This is a genomic window from Halomonas sp. SIMBA_159, from assembly GCF_046536035.1.
GTDB classification, from domain to species: Bacteria; Pseudomonadota; Gammaproteobacteria; order Pseudomonadales; family Halomonadaceae; genus Vreelandella; species Vreelandella venusta_A.
The window spans coordinates 1-273 of record NZ_JAWJBT010000542.1 but is presented as its reverse complement, the minus strand read 5'-3'; the positions used below and the strand labels follow the sequence as shown (position 1 = coordinate 273).

1 protein-coding gene is annotated in these 273 nt (G+C 73.3%); it reads right to left on the bottom strand.

Annotated features, from left to right (window positions below; all coding sequences use genetic code 11):
* The coding region (locus tag R0J87_RS20380) for a hypothetical protein (RefSeq protein ID WP_498888530.1) at positions 1-273 on the bottom strand (273 nt) is incomplete at both ends.

Sequence of the window (273 nt, the reverse complement as noted above, 5' to 3'; positions counted from 1 at the left end):
CTCACACGTGCGTACCGGGGCAGGGCGCCCGCCGACGCCAACCGCAGCGCCTGAGCCGCGAGCGCTGGCTCATCGAGGACCCGGTAGAGCTCGGCGAGCACTGCGTGCGCCACCGCGGCACCGGGTCGTGTGAGCGCGGGCGCCGCGATGGTTCGCGCGCGCTGGTCATGCCCCTCCGCATGCGCGAGCAGCGCGGAAACCACCCGCCGTAGCGTGTCCCACGGAATGCCGTGCTTGTCGGCCCTGCTCACGCCACGGATCAGCTCGGATGCC